Annotated in this window: 22 protein-coding genes; 10 read left to right on the forward strand and 12 right to left on the reverse strand. The window is 62.6% G+C overall.

Features of this window, described 5'->3' with window-relative positions; all coding sequences use genetic code 11:
- Positions 1 to 6: 6 nt before the first annotated feature.
- Both ACQZ5H_RS08655 and ACQZ5H_RS08660 read right to left on the reverse strand, forming a co-directional pair.
- A complete protein-coding gene (locus ACQZ5H_RS08655) occupies positions 7 to 477 on the reverse strand; it encodes a DUF1579 domain-containing protein (RefSeq protein ID WP_449097364.1) in 471 nt (156 codons plus the stop codon).
- Between the two features lie 48 nt (positions 478 to 525).
- Complete coding sequence (locus ACQZ5H_RS08660) at positions 526 to 1,254, reverse strand: DUF899 domain-containing protein (RefSeq protein ID WP_413712140.1); 729 nt, start codon at positions 1,252 to 1,254, stop codon at positions 526 to 528.
- Positions 1,255 to 1,346: 92 nt separating this feature from the next.
- Here ACQZ5H_RS08660 and ACQZ5H_RS08665 point away from each other — a divergent pair, with 92 nt between their 5' ends.
- The gene (locus ACQZ5H_RS08665; protein ID WP_130280645.1) at positions 1,347 to 1,793 is read left to right on the forward strand and encodes a MarR family winged helix-turn-helix transcriptional regulator; all 447 of its coding nucleotides are present in this window, start codon (positions 1,347 to 1,349) and stop codon (positions 1,791 to 1,793) included.
- Here the strand turns inward: ACQZ5H_RS08665 and ACQZ5H_RS08670 are convergent, their stop codons facing one another.
- The 4 genes from ACQZ5H_RS08670 to ACQZ5H_RS08685 all read right to left on the reverse strand — a co-directional run bounded on the left by ACQZ5H_RS08670 (position 1,794) and on the right by ACQZ5H_RS08685 (position 4,709).
- A complete protein-coding gene (locus ACQZ5H_RS08670; protein ID WP_449097365.1) occupies positions 1,794 to 2,546 on the reverse strand; it encodes an RES family NAD+ phosphorylase in 753 nt (250 codons plus the stop codon).
- Entirely contained in the window at positions 2,506 to 2,889 is a 384-nt protein-coding gene (locus tag ACQZ5H_RS08675; protein WP_449097366.1) for an antitoxin Xre/MbcA/ParS toxin-binding domain-containing protein, read from the reverse strand. The genes ACQZ5H_RS08670 and ACQZ5H_RS08675 overlap by 41 nt, the downstream gene beginning before the upstream one ends.
- Positions 2,890 to 3,028: 139 nt before the next feature.
- On the reverse strand, positions 3,029 to 3,958 hold the full coding sequence (locus tag ACQZ5H_RS08680) for an IS110 family RNA-guided transposase (RefSeq protein ID WP_449097367.1): 930 nt from the start codon (positions 3,956 to 3,958) through the stop codon (positions 3,029 to 3,031).
- A gap of 328 nt (positions 3,959 to 4,286) precedes the next feature.
- Positions 4,287 to 4,709, reverse strand: a complete 423-nt coding sequence (locus tag ACQZ5H_RS08685) for an organic hydroperoxide resistance protein (protein WP_112714911.1) — start codon at positions 4,707 to 4,709, stop codon at positions 4,287 to 4,289.
- Between the two features lie 124 nt (positions 4,710 to 4,833).
- Between ACQZ5H_RS08685 and ACQZ5H_RS08690 the strand changes: the two genes are divergently transcribed.
- Positions 4,834 to 5,301, forward strand: a complete 468-nt coding sequence (locus ACQZ5H_RS08690) for a MarR family winged helix-turn-helix transcriptional regulator (RefSeq protein WP_449097368.1) — start codon at positions 4,834 to 4,836, stop codon at positions 5,299 to 5,301.
- 33 nt (positions 5,302 to 5,334) lie between these two features.
- Here ACQZ5H_RS08690 and ACQZ5H_RS08695 read toward each other — a convergent pair whose 3' ends face one another.
- Positions 5,335 to 6,738 carry an MFS transporter gene (locus ACQZ5H_RS08695; RefSeq protein WP_449097369.1) on the reverse strand — a complete coding sequence of 468 codons (1,404 nt, stop codon included), beginning with the start codon at positions 6,736 to 6,738 and terminating at the stop codon, positions 5,335 to 5,337.
- Positions 6,739 to 6,851: 113 nt separating this feature from the next.
- Here ACQZ5H_RS08695 and ACQZ5H_RS08700 point away from each other — a divergent pair, with 113 nt between their 5' ends.
- Together ACQZ5H_RS08700 and ACQZ5H_RS08705 are read left to right on the forward strand one after the other, a co-directional pair.
- On the forward strand, positions 6,852 to 7,820 hold the full coding sequence (locus ACQZ5H_RS08700) for a LysR substrate-binding domain-containing protein (RefSeq protein ID WP_449097370.1): 969 nt from the start codon (positions 6,852 to 6,854) through the stop codon (positions 7,818 to 7,820).
- A gap of 128 nt (positions 7,821 to 7,948) precedes the next feature.
- Positions 7,949 to 8,974, forward strand: coding sequence for a cell wall hydrolase (locus tag ACQZ5H_RS08705; protein WP_449097371.1), 1,026 nt, complete (start codon positions 7,949 to 7,951; stop codon positions 8,972 to 8,974).
- Positions 8,975 to 9,050: 76 nt separating this feature from the next.
- Here the strand turns inward: ACQZ5H_RS08705 and ACQZ5H_RS08710 are convergent, their stop codons facing one another.
- Genes ACQZ5H_RS08710 through ACQZ5H_RS08720 form a run of 3 tightly spaced genes read right to left on the reverse strand, consistent with a single transcriptional unit; the run spans position 9,051 to position 11,998 of the window.
- On the reverse strand, positions 9,051 to 9,821 hold the full coding sequence (locus ACQZ5H_RS08710) for a FadR/GntR family transcriptional regulator (protein ID WP_130280629.1): 771 nt from the start codon (positions 9,819 to 9,821) through the stop codon (positions 9,051 to 9,053).
- Between the two features lie 58 nt (positions 9,822 to 9,879).
- Positions 9,880 to 10,977, reverse strand: coding sequence for a Gfo/Idh/MocA family protein (locus ACQZ5H_RS08715; protein ID WP_130280627.1), 1,098 nt, complete (start codon positions 10,975 to 10,977; stop codon positions 9,880 to 9,882).
- 10 nt (positions 10,978 to 10,987) lie between these two features.
- Positions 10,988 to 11,998: a Gfo/Idh/MocA family protein gene (locus tag ACQZ5H_RS08720; RefSeq protein WP_449097372.1), complete on the reverse strand. Its 1,011-nt coding sequence runs from the start codon at positions 11,996 to 11,998 to the stop codon at positions 10,988 to 10,990.
- A gap of 264 nt (positions 11,999 to 12,262) precedes the next feature.
- Between ACQZ5H_RS08720 and ACQZ5H_RS08725 the strand changes: the two genes are divergently transcribed.
- From ACQZ5H_RS08725 to ACQZ5H_RS08750, 6 genes are all read left to right on the forward strand, one after another.
- Positions 12,263 to 13,540, forward strand: coding sequence for an ABC transporter substrate-binding protein (locus ACQZ5H_RS08725; protein WP_449097373.1), 1,278 nt, complete (start codon positions 12,263 to 12,265; stop codon positions 13,538 to 13,540).
- 23 nt (positions 13,541 to 13,563) lie between these two features.
- Positions 13,564 to 14,562 carry a carbohydrate ABC transporter permease gene (locus ACQZ5H_RS08730; protein WP_449097374.1) on the forward strand — a complete coding sequence of 333 codons (999 nt, stop codon included), beginning with the start codon at positions 13,564 to 13,566 and terminating at the stop codon, positions 14,560 to 14,562.
- Positions 14,555 to 15,643, forward strand: coding sequence for a carbohydrate ABC transporter permease (locus ACQZ5H_RS08735; protein WP_199625743.1), 1,089 nt, complete (start codon positions 14,555 to 14,557; stop codon positions 15,641 to 15,643). Before ACQZ5H_RS08730 ends, ACQZ5H_RS08735 begins: the two co-directional genes overlap by 8 nt.
- A 9-nt stretch (positions 15,644 to 15,652) precedes the next feature.
- Positions 15,653 to 16,729 carry an ABC transporter ATP-binding protein gene (locus ACQZ5H_RS08740; protein WP_449097375.1) on the forward strand — a complete coding sequence of 359 codons (1,077 nt, stop codon included), beginning with the start codon at positions 15,653 to 15,655 and terminating at the stop codon, positions 16,727 to 16,729.
- Positions 16,730 to 16,820: 91 nt separating this feature from the next.
- Positions 16,821 to 17,984, forward strand: coding sequence for an HlyD family secretion protein (locus ACQZ5H_RS08745; RefSeq protein WP_449097376.1), 1,164 nt, complete (start codon positions 16,821 to 16,823; stop codon positions 17,982 to 17,984).
- A gap of 1 nt (position 17,985) precedes the next feature.
- Positions 17,986 to 19,596 carry a DHA2 family efflux MFS transporter permease subunit gene (locus ACQZ5H_RS08750; protein ID WP_449097377.1) on the forward strand — a complete coding sequence of 537 codons (1,611 nt, stop codon included), beginning with the start codon at positions 17,986 to 17,988 and terminating at the stop codon, positions 19,594 to 19,596.
- Between the two features lie 4 nt (positions 19,597 to 19,600).
- Here the strand turns inward: ACQZ5H_RS08750 and ACQZ5H_RS08755 are convergent, their stop codons facing one another.
- Positions 19,601 to 20,524: a DMT family transporter gene (locus tag ACQZ5H_RS08755; RefSeq protein WP_413712133.1), complete on the reverse strand. Its 924-nt coding sequence runs from the start codon at positions 20,522 to 20,524 to the stop codon at positions 19,601 to 19,603.
- Positions 20,525 to 20,643: 119 nt separating this feature from the next.
- Entirely contained in the window at positions 20,644 to 20,979 is a 336-nt protein-coding gene (locus ACQZ5H_RS08760) for a hypothetical protein (protein ID WP_112714895.1), read from the reverse strand.
- Positions 20,980 to 21,151 lie beyond the last annotated feature (172 nt).

Below are 21,151 nucleotides of genomic sequence, written 5' to 3' on the forward strand. Positions count from 1 at the left end.
CGGCGATTACGGCTTGCGTGCGTAGCGCGCTTGCATGAATTGCTTCCAGCTGCCGTCGGCCTGCTTGGCCGATGAGGTAAAGGTGCGGTTGTCGTCGTCTATGAAGGCGATCTGTTCGCGGTAATCCTGCTCGGCGCCGGAAAACTCGAAATCAGGACCGCGAGTATAGAGGGTGAGCACCTTGCCATCGGGCGACATCTCCCCTTCATAGATCCACATATGGTCCATCATCGAGCCGATCCAGGTGCCGATATATTTGCCCCTGGAGGCGGAGTAGCCGAGGGTCAGCACCGTGGTTCCGGTGCCGCAACCCGGCACGTCGCCATTGCCTTCGGCCACGAACCAGATGCCGTGCAGCGAGCGGACCACCTCGGTCCATTGCTCGTTTGGGCTCATGTCCTTGGACGTGACGCTCCAGGTGCCGACGAGCTTTTCGAGAAACTGGTGCTCCTCGCGCACCTTTGCAGGTTCCATCATCCTTCATCCTCCCTTGAATGATGTTGGCTTGAATGATGCTGGCAGATGTCAGTGGCAGCAGGATGGACCGTTCCTGGCGCTCTCGTATTCGTCATGGCGCTTGACGAAATCCATGGTCGAGGTCTCGTTGCGGCCCTTCGGCGCGCAGTCGAGCACCATCAGCGTGCCGAGCGCTTCCTCGCCGCCGCGGGCATAGTTGGAATAGGTGTGGAAGATCTCGCCCTTGTCGTTCTTGTAGAAGACGCTCATGCCGGGAAGCTCGTCATGCGCATCCTCGGACTTGATCTCGGTGAAATTGTAGAAAACCTTGCCCTTGGCCAGGTCCTCGGGCGTGAAGGAGACGTGGTAGTCGAAGTTGAAATCGCTGTTCAGCGACGAGACCCAGGGGAATTTCCAGCCCATGCGCTTCTTGTAGGCTTCGATCCGCTCGACCGGGGCGCGGGCAACGGCAACCCAGGTGACATCGTGATTGTTGAGATGCGGCAGCATGCCGTCGACATGATCGGACAGGAACGAGCAGCCGGTGCAGCCTTCCTTCCATTCCGGCCCCATCATGAAATGATATACCATGAGCTGGCTGCGGCCATCGAAGAGATCGGAGAGCGACTTCTGGCCCGACGGCGTATCGAAGCGATAGTCCTTGTCGACCTTCACCCAGGGCAGCGCCATGCGCTCGGCGCGCAGCTTGTCGCGCTGGCGGGTCTCTTCCTTTTCCTTGAGCAACAGGGCGCGGCGGGCTTCGAGCCATTCTTCGCGGGAAACGACAGCATTCTGCATGATCGCACGCCCTCCTCCGGCGCGGCCGGCAAGGACCGGCATTTCGTTCTGCTTCGCTTGACTAAATAGATTGATATCAATAGAAATAGATCATGTCAAATTCGGCCGAGATTCCCTATTCCACGACGCTTCTGGTGCGCGACACCTGCCTCTGCCTGCATGTTCAGCGGGCGGCACGGGCGCTCGCCCGGCTGTTCGACGATGCACTGCGTCCTGTCGGCCTCACCAACGGGCAATTCTCGCTGATGATGTCGCTCAACCGGCCGGAGCCGCCGCCCATGGGGCCGGTCGCCAATCTGCTGGCCATGGACCAGACGACGCTGACCGCCGCCCTGAAGCCGCTGCAACGCCGTGGATGGGTAAATGTAACGCCGAGCCCGAAAGACAAGCGCTCGCGGCTTCTTAGCCTGACGGCCGAGGGCAAATCGGTGCTGGCGGCAGCCGTGCCGATCTGGCAGAGCACGCATGCGATGCTGGAGGACAAGCTGCCGGGCGCCAATGGCGACGGGTTGCGCGCAATGCTGCTGTCGCTCTGCTGATCAGGGCGCGATGCGCGGATCGGCACCGAAATCGGCGCGCGAGAAACCGATCCTGACCTTCGGAAATTCGCAGATCGCCTGGACGCCCGTAGCCGACAGCCGGATGCGCCAGGTCTGCCGCTCGGCAGGTTCGCGGGCGCTGAAGGCGCTGGCGGTCAGCAGTGCGATATTGCGGCCATTGCGGGGATCGCGCACGGATTCATAGAGGATCGCTTCGCCACCGGCCGCGCGGGCGGCTTCGGCCAGCGCCTGGCATGGCTCGTAATTCTGCAGGTCCGTCCATGCCGCGCGGTCGCGATCAAGCGGCGGGATAGTCAGGTCGAGTGCTGCCTTGGTCGAAACCGGTGCCGAAAAGGCGGTATATTCGGCGGCATTGGCGGGCAGCGGTGTATCAGGCGAATCCGCGAAGAACAGCAGGCGGTAGAAGGCCATTTCCGACAGCGCCGTCTCGACCTTTTCCGACGCGTAGAAGACCCCGAGCGTGCGCCCTGCCCGGCGAAAGCGCGAACCGTGCGGATAGACCGCGCCATAGCGGAAAGGTGTCGCCAGCAGATAATCCAGCCCCTGACATTCAGGCGGCAATGCGGGCTTGCTCTCTTCCAGCAGGTTTTCGAGCAGCGACTGCTCCTCCAGCGTATCGACGAGCTTCAGCGTCGAGATCTGATGCTGCGCCTCCACCAGCCGCCAGAAGCGGCCGGAAATGGCGCGCAGCTCAGACGACAGCGCGGCGGGCGTCCAGATAGGCAAGGACATCGGTGAGGCCTGATATGCTGACGATCTTGTCGAGGGGCGTGGCGCCGAGCGCCGTATTGGCATTGCGCAGCCACTGCCGCGCCACCGCCTCGTCCCCGCCGACGATGGCATCGAGCGAGCGGAACAGGCGCACCAGCAGGATGGCAAGCTCGAACGGCTTGCTGTTGCGCTCCAGCAGATGATCCTGCCGCTTCATACGCGAAACGGTGGCTTCGGAAACACCGAGCACGGCGGACAATGTGCGCGCGCTGATGCCAAGGCGATCGGCAGCGTTGACGGCAGCCTTGGTGATGACGGCAGCTTCGGCGATCGCGCGGGTTTGATCGGGGCTTGGTGCGGGCATGCGGCTATCCTTTCCTTGGAAAGAATATAGCAATTTTATTTCAGAAGAAAAGGTATGCAGTTTCGGAGATGGTGGGGGCTGCGGCCCGGAGCCCCCTCACCCTGCCCTCTCCCCCCGGGGAGAGCGACTGTCTTTGGCGTCAAGCGTTTTGCCATGGCTTTGCGTCCCGGATGATGGCGTTGAGGATGGTGAGGAGCTTTCGCATGGTTGCGACGATGGCGACGATCTTCGGCTTGCCCGCGGCGACGAGCCGGTCGCGGAAGGCCTTGAGGCCTGGGTTGTGACGGCTTGCGACGAGGGCGGCCATGAACAGAACGGCGCGCACCTTGCCTCTGCCGCCGCCGATGAAGCTCTTGCCCTTCCATTTGCCCGACTGCCGCGTCCAGGGCGCCAGTCCTGCCAGTGAGGCGATCTGGCGCCGGTCGAGGCTGCCGAGCTCCGGCAGTTCGGCCAGCAGCGTGCGGGCCGTTGTCGGCCCGACGCCTGGCACGGAGACCAGCAGGCTCTCGCGCACCCGCCATATCGGCGACTTGCGGATATGGTCGTCGAGATCGGCATCAAGGCTTTCGAGTTCGCGCCGCAAGGCCGCAAGCAAGCGCTTGATGCTTTTCTGCGCCTGTCTTGCCAACACCATACGCAGCCGGTTCTCCTCGGCAACGATCATCTGCACGATCTGGCGCCTGCGGGCGACGAGTTCCGAAAGAGCCTGCGTCTCGGCATCGCGCAGAGGCCGGATCTCGGGCTTGGTCGCCAGCACGAAGGCGGCAATGACGGCCGCGTCGATCGGGTCGGTCTTGGCCTTGCGGCCAATGGCATTGGCATAGGCACGCACCTGCGCCGGATTGACGACGAGCACCGTCAGGCCTGCCGATGACAGTCCGGCCACAGCTTGCGTCTCGAAGCCGCCAGTCGCCTCAAGCGCGATCGCATCGGCCCCGATCGCCTTCAGTCGGCCGGTCAGCTCGCCAATGCCGGCATCGTCGTTGTCCACCGCAAAAGCCTCGCCCTGCGGAAGCACCGCCACGTCGAGCCGGTCTTTCGAAACATCGATGCCTACTATCGTCTCCATCTGATCCCATCCTTGCCTAAGCGGGCTTTGCCTGCGCAAGCGGCCCTGGCGACTGTTCGGGTTCAATGGAACGGCGGACGGAGACCCAGGCTCTCCCACGGGCTTGGTGTCCCAAAGGGCATCGGTCTTCCATCCGCCACCGCGATAGGCATTACAGCCTCGATAGCGGATAAAGGGAAGTTACAAGGGGAAACTCGGCGGGTGCGACTAGCTCCCTTCTCCCCCGGGGGGAGAAGGGAGCTAGCAAGCGGATGAGGGGGCTCCGGGTGCGGAGCCATCCACCATCGAGGCTCTCCGCCCCTTCTCCCTAGGAGAAGGGGAAGTTCAATCAGGCAACCGTGACCGGAACTTCGGTCGAGGTGCGCATCGCGTGGCTGTACGGGCAGACGATGTGGGCGGCAGCGGCAAGCTTTTCAGCCGTTTCGCGATCGAGGCCCGGGATGTGGACCGTCAGCGCCACTTCGATGCCGAAGCCCGTGCCATCTTCGCGCGGGCCGATGCCGACCTTGGCGGAGACGGTCGCGTCTTCCGGAATCTTGACCTTCTGCTGGCCGGCGACAAATTTCAGAGCGCCCAGGAAGCAGGCGGAGTAGCCGGCGGCAAAGAGCTGTTCCGGGTTGGTGCCGGTGGCGCCGTCGCCGCCGAGTTCCTTCGGAACCGTCAGCGTGACGTCGAGAACGCCGTTATCGGTTACGGCGCGGCCGGCGCGGCCACCGGTGGCGGATGCTTGGGTGGTGTAGAGGATAGGCATGTCAGTCTCCTTTGCGTTGGGGTTGCGATTTGTATAATGCGCAATTAAATTGTACGCAAGTGAATTTTGCAAATTGCATTCGGAATCTGAAAAGACGACAATTGCAGAGACAGGACACACGGATATGAAAGCGCAGACGGCAAGGACGATGGAAATACCGGCAGAGGAAAAGAAGCTGGAGCGCCAGCTCTGTTTCGCGGTCTATTCGACGGCGCACGCCTTCACCCGCGCCTATAAGCCGATCCTCGACAAGGTCGGCCTCACCTACCCGCAATATCTGGCCATGCTGGTGCTCTGGGAAAAATCGGAACTGCCGGTGAAGACGATCGGCGAAAAGCTCGACCTTGATTCCGGCACGCTCTCGCCGCTCTTGAAACGCCTCGAGCAGAACGGCCTGATCAAGCGCACGCGCGATCTGCGCGACGAGCGCCAGGTGCTCGTATCGCTGACGCCTAAGGGCGACGCGATGCGCGGCGAGGTCGATACAATCATGGGCTCGATCGGCGAGGCGATCGGCTGCACGCTCGAGGAAATGACGGAGATCCGCAAGCTGCTGGAAGGCCTGCGGTCGAATTTGAACGGCACGGAGTAAAAAGACCCGCGCCGATGGCGCGGGTCGGTTTTGTTATTCGGCGGCCTGATAGGCGGCCGGGACTGCCGCACGGGAGCCGCGCGGACCGAAGGCGGCGAAGAGCACCACCAGCACCGAGAGGATGGCGACGAAGGTGACGCCTGCGTTGTAGGCGTCATAGCCCATGGACGGGGCGGCGCTGAAGACGGCGGAGGCGGCTGCGAGCACGATGCCGCCGCCGATCTGGAAGGCGGCGAACAGAAGACCGGAGGCGAGGCCCGACTTGTCTTCCTCGACATCCGAGAGTGCCGCGACCTGAACCGACGGATAGGTCATCGCATAACCGACGCCGAGCGGGATCTGCGAGAGCGCGACGAGCAGCACCGGATTGACGTGGCCGGCGGCGAGCACCCAGAAGACATAGCTCGAGGCCTGCAGGGCCACGCCTGCAGTCATCAGCGCTGTCGTGCCGCGGTTCTGGGCGATCGTGGCGAAGCGCGGTGCGAGCACCATGACGCAGATGCCGCCGAAGGCGAAACAGAAGCCGGTCGCAAAGGCCGACCAGCCGAGTTCATCCTGATAATAGAGCGTGGCGATGAACTGGAAACCGACATAGACGCCCTGGAAAAGGGCTGCGAGCAGATTCGCATGGCTGAGCTTCGCCTTGCGGAAGATGCCAAGCGGCACCATCGGATCCTTGTGCTTGGATTCGACGACGAGGAACAGGCCGATCAGCACCACGGCGACGACGAGCGAGCCCCAGGTCGGGACCGCATTCCAGCCCTCGGCGGCGGCATTGGTGATGCCGAAGACGAAGAGCAGCAGGCCGGGGGTGATGGTCAGCGCGCCGGCCCAGTCGAAGGACGGGCGCTTGCCGCCGAGCGCAACGTCACGCGGCAGCACATAGGGAGCGGCGATCAGCGCGAGGATGGCCACCGGGGCGCCCATGACGAGCGTCGCCCGCCAGCTGATGATGGTGGCGGCACCGCCGAGAACCATACCGAGCACGAAGCCGGTGGCACCCGTCGAGGCGAAGACGCCGAGCGCCTTGGCGCGGGCATTGCCTTCGCCAAAGACGGAGAGCAGCAGGGCGAGCGCGGCAGGCGCGGTAAAGGCCGCGGCAATGCCCTTGATCAGGCGGGCGGCGATCAGCGTCGGGCCGCTGTCCACGAAGCCGCCTGCGATGCTGGCGGCGGCGAAGACAGCGAGCGACCAGAGGAAGACGCGGCGATGGCCGAAGACATCGGCGACGCGGCCGCCGAGCAGTAGGAAGCCGCCATAGCCCAGCACATAGGCGCTAACGGCCCATTGCAGCGAGGTGGCGGGCATCCCAAGTTCAGCCTGGATGGCGGGCAGTGCGACGCCGATGGTGGAGACGTCCATGGCATCAAGGAAATTGGCGGCGCAGAGCAGCAGCAAAGCCAGCCCCGCGCCCCTTGGCGATTGGGAGAGTGTCATCGAAATCGTTCCTTTCGGCTGCCGCGGTTGGGAGGAAGCGGCAGGGAACGAGAAAATGACCATCTCCTAATCCTATTGCAAATTGATAGTATCCATGGCAGGTATTACTGATAATGATAAACGATGCGACCCTTCGAAAGATCGACCTGAACCTGCTTCTCGCCTTCTCGGTGCTGATGCAGGAGCGCAATGTCAGCCGCGCGGCCGAACGGCTGCTGCTCGGGCAACCCGGGCTTTCAGCGGCCTTGAAGCGATTACGAGAGGCGCTGAACGACGAACTTTTCGTGCGCGTTGGGCGCGGCCTGCAGCCGACGCCGCGGGCGCTGTCGATCGCCCCGGTCATCGAAGAGGCGCTCACCTGCATCGAGAAAGCCATCCGCCCGCCCGCCGCCTTCGATCCCGCGAGCTATGAAGGCGAGTTCCGCATCAGCATGTGCGACAATCTCGAGACCGCTTTCTTCGGCCCGCTGGCGGCGCGCCTGCGGCAGCTGGCGCCCGGCGCGAAGCTGATCGGCGTCGCCTCGGAAAAGCGAGAGGCGGCAAAGCTTCTTGATGACGGCGCTTATGACTTCAGTGTCGCCGTGCATGACGAACCGGCCTCATGGCATGTGCGCGAGCCGCTGTTCGAGCAATGCTCGATGTCGATCTACGACCCAACCCAGCTCCATCTGAAGGCGCCGCTCGGGCTCGCCGATTTCGTCGCCAGCCCGCATATCACCATCGCCTATGACAGCGATGCGGCGGCGACCACGCTCGACATTGCGCTTGCGCGCATCGGCCAGAAGCGGACGGTTGCCGCCAGCGTACCGCGCTTCTCGGCGCTGCCGACGGCGCTGAAGGCGATGCCGGCGATCGCCACGGTTCCGGAGGCGATCGCCCGCTGCATGGCACAACTGCACGGGCTGGCGATCGCCAGGCTGCCTTTCGATATTCCAGCCGATCCTGTCTCCATGCTGTATCGCCGTGTCGACCAGGCCGATGGCCGGGCCGTCTGGTTCCGCAGACTGTTCATCGAGGTAGCAGCGGCCGCCCTCGAAGCCTCTGGATGCACGACGACGATTGCGAAAAAAGCCGCTGCTTAACGACTTGTTTGCCAAGCTGCCTTAAAAAAGCCGATCACGAAATGTGTTTGGCATAATCGGGAACGTGAGGTACAACGTCTCGCCGAGTGATTTGGGGCTGGACCGATAAAACTTGGGAGGCACTGCCGTTGAGGGGCAAAACCATCTCCGCGATTTTGTTCGCAGGACTGGCCGTCACGGGTTGCAGCACGGCCAACGAGCCAGACGCACTCGATGCCAAAGCAACACCCGCAGCGAAGAAGACCGTCGCCGCCGCTCCGGGCAAAGTCACCTATAATTACACCGCCAAGGACCGCGAGTGCCTGAAGCGCGCGATGTATTTCGAATCCGAGCATTCGGATCGTGATGGCTATATGGCCGTCGGTACCGTGGTGATGAACCGCCTGACCTCGCAGGCCTATTCCGATTCCATCTGCGGCGTTGTCGGCCAGAAGAAGCAGTTTGCGCCTGGCGTCCTGACCCGCACCGTCGAGCCGGTTGCCGAGCCGCAGCTCGATGCCGCCGCCGACGACATTCTGCGCGGCGCCCGCCATCCGGGCGTCAAGGAAGCGATGTTCTTCCATACCGAGGGGCTGAGATTCCCCTATGGCAACATGCACTACGTCACCGCCGCCGGCGGCAATGTCTTTTACGAGAAGCGCGGCAAGGACGGCGAATTGCAGACGCCGGCGCCGATGCCTTCCTATGAAGTGGCGATGAACTACGTTTCCAACGACCAGCGCTCGGGCGCCGTCCAGTTCGCCGGCGTCGAGCAGTATAGCGCCGCTCCGCAGCCGGCCCCGGCAACGCCTGCCGTCGGCGCTCCGCCGCCGCCTTCGACACAGGTCGCCTATACGCAGGTCGCCGCCGCTGATCCGGATTCACCGGCGCCGTTCGAAATCCTGCTGCCGGAAACCGGCCCGGTCCCGGCTGCGATGCCCGGCGAAGCCGCACCCGCCCTGGCCCTCCAGCCCGCCTCCACAGGCTCGCTGCCGCAGGCCTCACAGATGCAGATGCAATTCCAGGCGCAGCCGGCACCCCAGACCCTGCAGGCACCACAGCTGCAGCCCGCCGCCGATGTGCTGACCCCGCCCACCCGCGTCGTCCTGCCAACGCCGCGCCCGGCCTACAACAGCGCATCGCTCAATCTCGGGCCGCTGCGCGCCGGCGGCTAAAGCCGGATCGCTCAATTGAGAAAGCTCCCGGGCCTTGCCTCGGGAGCTTTTTTTTGGGCTTACGTCTTCGCTTTGATTACCGCGTCTTGCCCTCATCGGCCTGCATTACATCCGGCGCGAAGCGGCCGCGTTCGTCGGCTTCCATCAGTTCGTTGCTGACATTGCGGATATGGCGGGCCATCGCCTTATAGGCGGCGTCGGGATTGCGCAGTTTGAGCGCCGTCAGAACCGCATGGTGATCGCCGATCCACAGCGGCCGTACGCTGGGTGCGTGAATGTGCTCATGCAGCTTCTTCCACATCAGCGACTCGTCGCGCTGCACCCAGAGCGCCTCGACAATCGAGACGATGATCGCGTTGCCGGTCATCCGGGCGATGGTCATGTGGAAATCGCGGTCGCCCTTTTCGTTAAGCAACGTGACATCGGTCTCATGCTCCATCTGCGCGATGCATTCTTCCAGCACCGCGATGTCATAGTTCGTCGCCCGCTCGGCAGCCATCGCCGCAGCGCTGGATTCGATCGCAAGCCGGGCTTCCAGTAACTCGAACGGTCCCGGCCCGGCATCGGCATTGATCTTGTCGAAATTCACCTGGTTACCGCGCACCGGCAGCACGACGATACCGGCGCGGCCCTTCACTTCGACGAGCCCGCGCATTTCGAGCGCGATCACCGCCTCGCGCACGACGGGGCGGCTGACCTCGAGCTCTTCGGCAAGCTCGCGCTCGGAGGGCATGCGCCAGTCGGGATTCTTGACATTCGCCTCGATCATCCGGGCGATGCGCCGCGCGACGATCTGGTAGAGCCGCTGTTCCCCCTGGACCCTCAGCGGTGGTGCGGCTGCTTCCATCTTCTTCTCCTTGCGCGCCACCCTCTAAAGCCGGGTGGCGCCGTTTCGATAGCCAGCCTCAGGCGCTGGCGGCCATGCGGCGCTCTTCTTCCGGCAGCCACGACCGGTAGAGCGGATGCTCCGCCGTGATCGGCATCGGCGTCGGCTTGCCGGTGCGCTGCGAATAATAGGCAGCGGTAACAAGTTCCAGCGAATTGCGCGCATCCTGCAGCGTCACCGGCGGCTCCTTACCGTCCATGATCGCCTGATGGAACAGCTCGAACTGGCGCGTGTAGCCGTCTTCCGTCGGCTCGTAGCCGGCAAGCGCGTCATCGATCCGCTTCTGGTGCTCTTCTGTCCCGGCGATGAAGGTCCAGGGATCGCGGCCCATCGTGTAGGGCTCAAGTATGCTTTCGGCAACGAGATCGTGGAAGCAGAAGCGCAGGCGGGAGATCTCCTTGCGGGAACCGAGCGTCATCGACAGCGTTGCCAGCGAGCCGTTCTGCATCTTGACGGCAAGCGCCATGGTATCCTCGACCTCGATCTTGTTCACCAGCGTCGCGCCATAGGCGAAGACTTCAGCGCAGGCGCCGTGTACGTAGTTCAACATGTCATGGGCATGGATCGCATGGCCGAGAAGGCCGCCGCCGAGCTCGCTCTTCCACTTGCCGCGCCACGGAACCTCGTAATAGGCAGGACCGCGCCACCAATGGGTCTCGATCGTCGTCATGAACGGGCGGCCGGTCAGGCCGAGTTCGATCAGCCGCTTCAGCTTCTGCAGGCCGGATCCATAGCGATATTGGAAGATCGGCATCAGCTTCCTGCCATTGGAGCGGGCGACGATGCGGCTCATCTCATCGACATCGGCAATCGAGCCGAAAAGCGGCTTCTCGCAGATGACATGCTTGCCTGACTCGATACCCTTCTTGCAGAGCTCGAAATGCGAATCCGGCGGGGTCGAGACGTCGATGATGTCGAGATCGTCGCGGGCGAAGAGCTCGTCGGCATTCTGCGTATATTCGGGGATGCCGTGCTTGGCGCACAGTTCGCGTCCGCGATCTTCATCGAGAGAGCAAAGAACGGGAACCTCGAAGAGATCCTTGTTCCAGTCGTAGCCGATCATGTGGCGGGCGGCGATACCGGCGCCGATGACGCCAACGCGCAATTTCTTGGTCATGATACTCCTCCTAGCGTCCGCCGAGCCGGACGGCCTTGGTCTGCGCTTCCAGCGAAAGGCGGCAGACCTCATAGACATGTGCCTGGGTCATCGCCGTTTCGGAGCGGTCGCGAACGTCGGCGGTGAAGGCGTCGAAGTAATCGAGCTTCTCGTCGCTGCAATCGATGTGCCTGTTTTCGGTGCCGTTGACCAGGAACAGATGGTCCTTGCCGGGGCGACCGGAAATATCGATGTACTTGCGCAGCTCGATATAGCCTTCGGTGCCGAGAATGGTCAGGCGCCCGTCACCCCAGGTGCCGAGACCTTCGGGGGTGAACCAGTCGACGCGGACATAACCGGAACCGCGATCCGAGCGCAGCAACACCTCGCCGAAATCCTCGAATTTCGGCTTTTCCGGCATGCCGAAATTGCCGATCGAGCTGGCGACAACTTGGCCCGTGGTCGAGCCGGTATAGAAGAGGAACTGGTCGACCTGATGCGATGCGATGTCGACGATGATGCCACCGAAAGCTTCGGGATCGAAGAACCAGTCCGGCCGGGTCGGCAGCTGCAGCTTGTGCGGCCCCATGCCGATCGTCTGAATGACCGTGCCGATCGCGCCTTCCTTGACGAGCTTGCCCGCCTTGACGGCGGAGCGCACGCAATGGCGCTCGGAGAAGCAGATCGAGAAGATGCGGCCGGTCTCGGCAACGGTCTTCTTAACCTCTTCCAGCTGCGCGAAAGTGGTGACGCCGGGCTTGTCGGTCATCACGTCCTTGCCGGCCTTCATGGCGCGGATCGCCAGACCGGCGCGATCGCGCGGGATCGCGGCGATGCAGATGACATTGATCGACGGATCGGCAAACAGCGCCTCGCGATCGATCTGCGGCGTATCCGGATAGGTCTTCTTGAAATTCTCGAGCAGCGCCGGGACCGAAGTCTTCGGGCAATAGCCGACAAACTCCCCACCCGCCGCAAGCAATCCCTTCACGTGATCGAACGTATGCCCATGGTCGATCCCGACGACGGCAAATCTCAACATTTTGGTATATTCCTCCTGCAAAGACCGTGGGAGCGCGGCCTCTCTTCTCCTCAATCTGGTCAAACCAGATACTCAAACCCCACAGCTGTCAAGAATGTTTTTTCGCGCCATATGCGACAAATGCGGCGCATACCGGCGTGTATCAGGCTTTTAGAAATTTCTTTCCGAAAGGCGGTTGACAATCTGGTAAGACCAGACATGTTTTAGACAGATCGCCTGACTGGGCGGGAGGCCCTTAGCCGCGATCGCTGGAGGAGCTTGAATATGAAACTCACCCGCATTGGCCTGTGGGCAGCGTCTGCGCTGCTTGCAGCCACGGCGCTGACGGGTACTGCCCGGGCGCAGGAAATCACAGTCTTCTGCGACGACCTCGGCTTCGGCTGCCCGACGATGGAACCGGTCGTCAAACGCTTCGAGCAGGAAAATTCAGGCATCAAGGTGAAGCTGGAGGTCGTGCCCTACCAGTCGCTGGTCGAGAGCCTGCCGGTGCAGCTGGAATCCGGCCAGGGACCGGATGCGGCAATCATCACCGATCTCGGCGGCCTCAGCCGTTACTATCTCGACCTCACGCCCTATGTCGATGCTGCGAATTTCGACAAGGAATATCACCAGACGCTGCAATGGCTGCGCGGTCTCGATCCGAACGGCAAGGCGATCAACGGCATGCCGACGACGCTGACGGTGAACGGCGCCTATGTGAACCTGACGCTCTTCGAACAGGCCGGCGTGCCGGTGCCGAAGGAGGGAGCGACCTGGGCCGAGTGGGCGGATGCCACCCGCAAGGTCGCAAAGGCCACCAATACCGAATTCGCGATGGAAATGGACCGCTCCGGCCATCGCTTCGCCAGCCTGGCAATCAGCTACGGCGCCGAACTCGTCGACGACAAGGGACAACCGGTCATCGACAAGGGCCTGAAGGATGCCGTCGAGCAATTCGTTGCCTGGCACAAGGACGGCACGATGCCGATGGACCTCTGGGGTGCCGTGGGCGGCGCAACGCACCGCGAGTTGTTCTCCGACTTCCTGAACGCCAAGACCGTGCTCTACTTCGGCGGCTCCTGGACGCTCAGCCAGATGGACCGCGAAGTGGGCGACCTCTTCGATTGGGAAGTGGCACCGGCCCCCTGCGGCCCGTCGTCCTGCACCGTGATGCCCGGCGGCGGCGCGCTTGTCGGCTTCAAGCATACCAAGAACCCCGAAGCCGTCGGCAAGTTCATCGACTATCTGGCGCAATCGAAGAACAATGCCGAGATCGTCTCGGCAGCGGTCGAGATCCCCGCAGCGAAGTCGCTGATCGAGGGCGGCGTGCAATATCCGGGTGCGTCGAAGCGCACGCAGGAATCGCTTGCGACCTATATCGGCCAGATCCCGAAGATGGCGCCTGCCGCCTACCGCTTCCAGGGCTGGCGCTATCAGCGCGCCATGATGAACGCGATGACGACACGCATCAGCCAGGTGCTGAACGGCGAACTTGACGTCGACACGGCTCTTGCCCGCGTCAAGCAGGATGTCGAGACAGCCATCAAGGCCGCTGGTCAATAAGCCCAGACCCGAAGGAGACGAGCATGGGCATAAAGGCCCAATTCGCAAACACCGCCGGCGGCATCGCAATGCTGCCGGCACGGATTGTGGAGCCCGTGATGACCGGGCTGCAGAAGCTCCTCGGTATCAAGCGGATGCCATGGGTCTTCCTCATCCCGAACCTCCTGGCGGTGACCCTCTTCTCGCTGCTGCCCGTCGCCATCAACGTCTATTATTCCGTCACCGGCAGCGACCGGCTCTACCCAAGCGAACGCCCCTATATCGGCGGCTTCAACTACGAAACGCTGTTCGATTGCGGCAATTATCTCGATGCGTCGAGCTGCACGACCGATCTCTTCTGGCGAGCGGTTGGCAACAGCCTGGTCTTCGTGCCGATCCAGGTGATCTGCATGATCGGGGTGGCGCTGCTCGCCGCCGTCTGCCTCAATCGGGAAATCCGCGGACGCGGGTTCTTCCGTGCCGTCTTCTTCTTTCCCGTCATGCTGTCACCAGTCGTCGTGGCGCTGACCTGGCAATGGATCCTGCAGCGCAATGGCGCGCTGAACGGCATCCTGATCTGGGCCGGGCTGTCCCCGGTCAACTGGCTGGTCTTTCCGAACACAGCCTTCTTCTGGTCGGTCTTCGTCACCGTCTGGGCGCATATGGGCTTCTATACGATCATCCTGCTTGCCGGGCTGCAGTCGATCCCGCGTGACGTCTACGAAGCCGCCAAGATGGACTCTGCCACCAATTGGCGCGTCTTTACCCGCATCACCCTGCCGCTTCTGAAACCCGTTCTCCTCGTCGTCTTCGTGCTCTGCGTCATCCGCTCGGTGCAGACCTTCGACGAGCTCTACGTGCTGACCGGCGGCGGCCCGGGATCGGCGACCATGCTGATCGTTCAATATATCTACGAGGTCGGCTTTGCGGTGCAGCCGCGCAATTTCGGACTGGCCGCCGCGGCATCGCTGCTGCTCGGTGTTGTGCTCCTGATCTTCACGGGCATCCAGCTCCGCTTGTCGAAAGGTTCGCAGAATGGCTGATGCTGCCCTGTCCAAGTCCGAAACATCGGCCCGCAGCCTGCTTTTCGCACGCCGCGGCCGCAAGCGGCTCGATTTCAGCGACTGGCTTACCTACGGCTTCCTCGTACTTGGCCTGCTGGTCATGTTCACGCCGGTTGCCTGGATGGTGCTGTCGTCATTCAAGACGCAATCGAGCCTGCAGGAATTTCCGCCGAGCATCCTGCCCTATGCGAGCGAGACGGTCACGGTCGAAGGCTTCGACCAGCCACTGCCGCTCTTCGACGTGACGATGAAGGACGGCAGCAAGGATCGTCTGGCGCAGATCCGCCGTGTCGGCAAGAACGCCCAGATGATCGACCCTGACAATCCGGCCGCCGGCCGGGTCACGATCGCGGTGACGGATGCTGTGCCTGTCCGAAAGGTGCGCCTCGCAACCGAGAACTATACAAACCTCGTCGCAAGCTCCGGCCAGGCGATCGGCCTCTACGTCTACAACAGCCTGTTCATCACCGTGGTGGCGACGATCATCACACTGATCATGAACTCGATGGCGGCTTTCGCGCTGTCGAAATACCGTTTCGCCGGCAGCAACGTTGCGCTCGTCTCGATCCTCTCGACGCTGATGATCCCGGCGACTGTCGTGCTCGTTCCGACCTATCTGATCGTCTCCGAGCTCGGTCTCGTCGGCAATCTCTGGGGCGTGATCCTGCCGACCGTGGCGACACCGACCGGGGTTTTCCTGCTGCGCCAGTATATGCTGACGATCCCGGACGAACTGATCGAGGCCGCCCGCATGGACCACGCCAGCGAATGGCGGATTTTCTGGCGCATCGTCCTGCCGCTGTCTTCGCCGGCGCTTGCCGTTGTCGCGATTTTCTCGATCCTGTCGCGCTGGAACGACTTCCTGCTGCCGCTCGTCGTCCTCAACAAGCGCGAGGTCTACACGCTGCAGCTCGCTCTCAATTCCTTCCAGAGCGAATTCGAGGTGCGCTACGACATGCTGCTCGCCATGACGACGCTGACGGCGCTGCCGCTCGCCTGCGCCTTCATCTTCCTGCAGCGCTACATCACCACGGGCATCGCTTCCACAGGCATCAAGTGAGTTTCATCCATGGCCAATCTCGTTCTCGAAAATGTCAGGAAATCCTTCGGTGCGCTGGAGGTGATCCCGAGCATCAACCTCGACATCAAGGACGGCGAATTCGTCGTCTTCGTCGGACCGTCGGGCTGCGGCAAGTCGACCCTGCTGCGGATGATCGCCGGCCTTGAAGAGACGACGGGGGGCGATATCCGCATCGACGGCGGCAGCGTCATCGACACACCGGCGGCTGACCGCGGTGTCGCGATGGTGTTTCAGTCTTATGCCCTCTATCCGCACATGACGGTGCGCCAGAACCTGAGCTTCGGGCTCGAAAACATCCACATGCCGAAGGAAGAGATCAACAAGCGTGTCGAGGCTGCAGGCAGGCTGCTGCAGATCGATACGCTGCTGGAGCGCCGGCCGCGCCAGCTTTCCGGCGGCCAGCGCCAGCGCGTCGCGATCGGCCGGGCGATTACCCGCGATCCGAAGATTTTCCTCTTCGACGAGCCGCTTTCCAACCTCGATGCCGAGCTGCGCGTGCTGATGCGCGTCGAGATCACCAAGCTGCACGAGCGCCTCGGCAACACGATGATCTATGTGACGCACGACCAGATCGAAGCCATGACCATGGCCGACAAGATCGTCGTTCTGCGCAAGGGCGTGGTCGAACAGGTCGGCGCGCCGCTTGAGCTCTACAACAAGCCGCGCAACACCTTCGTCGCCGGCTTTATCGGCTCGCCGCGCATGAACTTGATCGAGGGCAAGATCACCGCTTCAGGCAGCGGCTCCGTCACTTTCGAGGGCAATGGCCTTCCTCCGCTAACGCTGCCGCTCGGGATCGACCTTCCCGTCGGTACCAAGGCAACACTCGGCATCCGGCCGGAGGACATCATCGTCGGCGACACCGGCTGGCCGGCGGACCTGACCGTCGCAGAACAGCATGGCGCCAACAGCTATCTGCATTGTACCTTGCAGAATGGCGAACCGATCCTCGTGCACCAGCAGGGGCAGAGCCGGGTCGAGCGCGGCGATACGCTGAAGATCGCACCACGGGCCGACCATTGGCACCTTTTCGACGAGCAGGGATTGCGCATCGACACGCAATAGCCAGCTCAAAGCCCGCGGCGTTTTGGCGAGGAACAGAAAGCAGATCTGACGCGTTTTCCCGGCTGTTCCTCCCTCATGAACGAGAGCCGCCGTGACCCAGACCAAGCGCAAGACACCGCAACTGGATGAAGACGAACGGGTGGAGACGGCAAAGGGCGCAAGTCCGCAGACGGCAAGTCCCGAAGCAGAGCAGCCGGACGAGACGGAAGAGAAGAAGCCGTCGATCATCCGCCGCCATCCGCTGGCAACGCTGCTGATCGTCGTCGCGATCATTGCCGTTGCCGTGATCGGTTATTTCGTCTGGCTCATCTATTTCCATCCCTATGAAAGCACCGACGACGCCTTTATCGATGCGCGCAGTTTTTCGGTTGCGGCCAAGATTTCCGGCTATGTGGCGGATGTTCCGGTTTCCGATAACCAGCATGTCGATGCTGGTGCGGTGATCGCCAAGATCGATCCGCGCGACTACCAGATCGCGCTGGATCAGGCCAACGGGCAGATCGGCGTTGCCAAGGCGGCAGTCGCGAGCGCCGATGCGCAGATTGCGGCTGCGGGTGCGGCGATCGACGAGGCGAAGGCGCAGCAGACATCGGCGGCCGCGGCCCTCCAATATGCCAAGGACGAGAACGACCGCCAGCAGCAGCTGGTGAAGAGCGGCGCGGGCTCCGAACAGGCGGCACAGCAGGCCGCATCGACGCTCCGCCAGGGCCAGGCGAGCTATGCCCAGTCGCAGGCAAGCGTGACCTCGGCCGTCAAGAACCAGGCAGCCGCCGAGGCGCAGAAGGCAAGCGCCATCGCCAGCCTGCATCAGGCCGAGGCGCAGGCCGAAGCCGCCCAGCAGAACCTCGACTATACGACGATCACTGCCGCCCAGCCGGGCCGCGTCGTCAAGCTCAGCGGCTCAAAGGGTCAATATGTTCAGGCCAGTCAGGCGATCTCGATGTTCGTGCCGGACGAAACCTGGGTGACCGCCAATTTCAAGGAAACCCAGCTGACCGACATGCGCCCCGGCCAACCTGTCGATCTGACGATCGATGCCTATCCGGATCATGTGCTGAAGGGAAAGATCGATTCCGTGCAGCCGGGCTCCGGCACTGCCTTCTCGCTGCTTCCGGCCGAGAACGCGACGGGCAACTATGTGAAGGTTACCCAGCGCGTACCGGTCAAGATCGTGGTCGATAACTGGCCGAAGGATATCGCCATCGGCCCCGGCATGTCGGTGATCCCGACGGTGACGGTGCGGCCGAGGAACTGAGATGAGCGGCGCCGCAACAACGGCCGGAGGCGCACCAAAAGCTGCGTCCGGCACCTCGAACCCATGGCTGATCGCCATGGTCGTGTCGCTCGCGACCTTCATGGAAGTGCTCGACACGACGATCGCCAACGTGGCGCTGCGCTACATCTCCGGCGGACTGGCCGTCAGCGCCGACGAGGCCTCCTGGGTCGTCACCACCTATCTCGTCTCGAACGCGATCATTCTGGTCGCCTCGAGTTTCATCGCCAAGCGCTACGGCCGGCGGCGCTTCTATCTGCTCTGCCTCGCGACATTCACGGTCGCCTCGATCTGCTGCGGCCTTGCCTGGAACCTCCAATCCCTTCTGGTCTTCCGGATGATCCAGGGCTTTGCCGGCGGCGGTATGGTGCCGATCTCGCAATCGATCCTTGCCGACTCCTTCCCACCCGCCAAACGCGGCCAGGCCTTCGCGATGTTCGGTGTCGCCGTCGTCGTCGCGCCTGTCATTGGCCCGACGCTTGGCGGCTATCTCTCCGACAACTTCTCCTGGCACTGGTGTTTCCTGATCAACGGCCCGGTCGGCGTCTTCGCCTTCATCCTCGTCTACATGCTGGTGAAGGAGCCTGAGACGCTGAGGAAGGAACGCGCCGAGATGCGCAGGAAGGGGACGCGTTTCGACATCACCGGCTTCCTGCTCGTCGCCACCTTCCTCGGCGCGCTGGAACTGGTTCTCGACCGTGGGCAAACGGAGGACTGGTTCGGCTCCAATTTCATCATCGTCACATCGGCGATTTCGGCGCTAGCGCTTCTGCTTGCCATTCCCTGGCTGCTGACGAAATCGAACCCGGTGATCGACGTCCGTCTGCTGGCAAGCCGCCAGTTCGGCGCCTGCGTCATCGTCATGCTGGCGACGGGCGCGATCCTGATCGCCACAACGCAGTTCGTGCCGCAGGTGCTGCAGACCAACTACGGCTACACCGCGACCTGGGCCGGCCTGGCGCTGTCTCCGGGCGGGCTGGTGACGATGGCAATGATGTTTGCGGCCGGCCGCCTGACCGGCATGTTCCAGCCGAAATACCTGATCGCCATCGGCATGGGCATCATCGCGCTTGCCATGTGGGACATGACGCGGCTGAACGCCGACCTGAACTTCGGCTTCTTCGTCTGGTCGCGCCTCTATCTCGGCCTTGGCCTGCCGCTGATCTTCATCCCGATCACCGCGGCCTCCTATGATGGCCTGCGCCCCGACCAGACCGACCAGGCCTCGGCGCTGATCAATGCGGCCCGCAATACCGGCGGCTCGATCGGCGTGTCGATCGCCTCGAACGTGCTGGCGCATCGCGAACAATGGCATCAGAGCCGGCTCGTGGAGCATGTGATCCCGTCGGATCCCGGCTATACCAATGCCTTCAACCAGGCGACCCAGTTCTTCACGGACCGCGGCTCAAGCCTGCTCGACGCGCAGGCGCAGGCGACGGGCTGGATCGGCACGCAGGTGCAGACGCAGGCGAGCTATCTCGCCTATATCGACGTCTTCCATGTGCTGATGGTGATCTCGGCTTTGATGGTGCCGCTGGCGCTGATCCTGCGGCGCATCGACCTGAAACACGGCGCTGCGCCCGGCGGCCACTAAAAGCTCAGTGGCCGTCGACCGGCACGGCTTCCTCGGGGACCGTCTCTTTCAGGTTCTTGCGGTGGAAGATGAAGAGACCCGCAAACACGATGATGACAGCGCCGACGATGATCTGCGCATCCGGCACGTCGCTGAAGAAGACATAGCCAAGCACGATCGCCCAGAGCAGCAGCGTATATTGCAGCGGTGCGAGAAGCGAAGCGGGCGCGAGTTTCAGCGCCCGGGTAATCAGCAGATGCGCGCAGGTGGCAACGACACCGAGAAGCAGCATGCCGCCCCAGTCGATCATGCTCGCCTGCCGCCAGTCGCCGGTCAGGAGCACCACGGCGATACCGGTCGCCAGCGCCGCAAGTGTCTGCCAGGTCACCAGCGTCGTGTCGCTGGTGGAGCGCAGATAGCGGTTCATGACGAGCGTCAGCGCGAAGGAGAGACTGCCGGCCAGGCCGAAGAGCGACGGCAGCGACAGCATCGCCGAGGAGGGACGCAGCGCAATGATGACGCCGACAAAGCCGACGAACACCGCGAGCCAGCGCCGCCAGCCGATCTTTTCGCCCAGGAAGAAATGCGACAGCGCCGCAACGTAGATCGGCCCGGCCATATAGAAGGTCATGACATCGGCAAGCGGCAGATAGGCGACCGCCGCATAGAAGAGGCCGACATCGCAGGTGGTCATCAGCACCCGCATCAGATGGAGCGGTTTCCGCTCGACCCGGAACAGCGCGCCCGGCCCCTGGCGGGCAATCATCGGCCCGAGCACGATGAAGGCGCCGACGGAGCGAATGACAAGCACCTGGCCGACCGCGAAGCTCGCCACCAGCCATTTGCCCATCGCGTCGTTCAGCGCGAAAAGCATATCGCCGATCAGCATGAAGACGATGCCTGTCATGATGACGTTTCCGGCTGCCGCCGTCGCTGAACTCGGTTTCATTTTTCCTGCATTGCCCCGCTATGCCGGCGCAATCGGCGCCGAATGCGGCTTCGTCCTTAACCGCAGCGATGTCAAGCGTTCGATGATGCTAATTCGCGCGAAGAGAGTTTGGGGATGGGTCAGTGGATGGTTCGCTGCGGCGTGGGGGACGTCGCGGGAACGGGTTTGGCGCTGCTGTGGAGATCGGCAGCGGCAGCGGCGAGCCCCAGAAGCGCGGCTCTCAGCTGTGCATCGGTGCTCTTGCCGGCACCAAGTTCGAAGACGGCATCCCACAACTCATCCGCGATCACGCGGAGATTGTCATGGCTGCCGCCAAGCAATTCACAGATGTTCTCGACCTTGAGGACCGTATCCTGCACCAGGTCTCGCTTCCCGACATCGGAAAGATCAGTGACTTTATTGGCAACCGACACAAGCTTTATGACAAGTGCAGGAATTGTTTCTTCGCGATACATCAAATTCCCCGTCTACTGATTGCAGTATAATCGGATATTCGTCGCGATTCTACCGCCCCCAATTGGGTGAAACGGTGAAAAAGTCGGGGCTGGAACGACTGCACTGTGGAAAACGGCCCGGTGGCGGGCTATGCCGTTACCCAGTTGAAGGCCAATGCGTTTCCGGAGGCTC

This window comes from Rhizobium sp. 21-4511-3d (genome assembly GCF_053522545.1).